The 1,218-nt window shown below is 32.1% G+C and carries 2 protein-coding genes; both read right to left on the reverse strand.

Features of this window, described 5'->3' with window-relative positions; all coding sequences use genetic code 11:
* Positions 1-147: 147 nt before the first annotated feature.
* Complete coding sequence (locus HR057_RS16745) at positions 148-912, reverse strand: tyrosine-protein phosphatase (protein WP_173732635.1); 765 nt, start codon at positions 910-912, stop codon at positions 148-150.
* A 9-nt stretch (positions 913-921) separates the two neighbouring features.
* Positions 922-1,218 (reverse strand): hypothetical protein (locus HR057_RS17190; RefSeq protein WP_230474524.1); only part of this gene is annotated, 297 nt, incomplete at its 5' end.

Here is a 1,218-nt window from a genome sequence, read left to right on the forward strand (position 1 = left end):
AGTGTGCAGAGTTAAAAAATTATGAAACAGGATTCGAAACTCGAAAAATACTGAGTCTCACAAAAAGTAAGGAGCCATTGCATATTAAATTCAAGAAATTTAAAGTACGGAAAAGTTGTTTAAAAAACATGAGGAACCGTCCTCACGTTAAAATAACCCTAAGAATTTTTTTCTTTTAATTCTTTCGGGCTGTCCTACGAAGACGGTTTGATTGTTGGCAACAAGTTCAGCATTTTCTTGAAAATAGTAGCGTGCTTCAACACCAAAATTGCGTTCAAGGAACTCATATGCATCTCTAAGTCTGCAAGGTCGAGTCTTTAAATTATGTGCATCCGATGCAATTAAATGAGCCATACCTGCTTCGATTAAATCATGGGAGAATCGTTGAATTTTCTTTCCGAAATCACCTAAAATGCTTGCGGCCGTCAATTGTGTGAGTATGCCTTGTTTTACTAATTCATAAAGTTTATCTGGGTCATTTAATAAATCAGCATTTCTTTCTGGATGGACGATAATTGGTTTTAGACCCATTAATTGCAAATCGAATAGTACTTGGTTTGTATATGATGGCATGTGTGTTGATGGAAGTTCAATAAGCAAGTAAGGTGTTTCGTTCAATGTTAAAATCTCGCCATTTTCATATGCCTTGACAATCTCTCCAAAAATCCGTATTTCTTGTCCAGGCAAAATATTGACTGGAATACCTTCTTTCTTCAATCTTGAATTAAATTTCTTTATTCTTTGTAATATCTTTTGCTTAGGATTTTCGTATGTTCCGTTTTTATGATGGGGTGTGGCAAAGATCGTATTAATCCCTTGTTCTGCTACTTTCCTAGCAATTTGAATACTTTCCTCAATCGTTTTTGGACCATCATCAAGGTCAGGTAAAATATGAAAATGCAAATCTATCATAACGCAGCCTCAGTCTCCTTCAAAAAAATCCCAAAGTCGGTCTCGATCATTTCCAAAAAAACCTAAAATTTCCATGAAACTATTCCTATTATACCATGAAAAAAGACCTTTAGGAATAAAATAATTTATTTGAGATTTCTGAGTACTATAAGAATATTTATTAAGTAAATAAACGGAGAAATTATATGTAATTGCTTTCTTAATATATAGCCTAAAATAATATTTATATGATGCTATGTTAGAAATGTAATTATGAAATTCAATAACTTTTATTTTTTCTAAAATTTGATATATGAAAAAAACAAG

Origin of the sequence: Calidifontibacillus erzurumensis, from assembly GCF_013303125.1 — a bacterium.
Taxonomy (GTDB): Bacteria; Bacillota; Bacilli; order Bacillales; family Bacillaceae_J; genus Calidifontibacillus; species Calidifontibacillus erzurumensis.

Excerpts from the sequence above, each read along its gene's own strand:
- HR057_RS16745 (WP_173732635.1), bottom strand. The coding sequence starts at position 912 with ATGATAGATTTGCATTTTCATATTTTACCTGACCTTGATGATGGTCCA.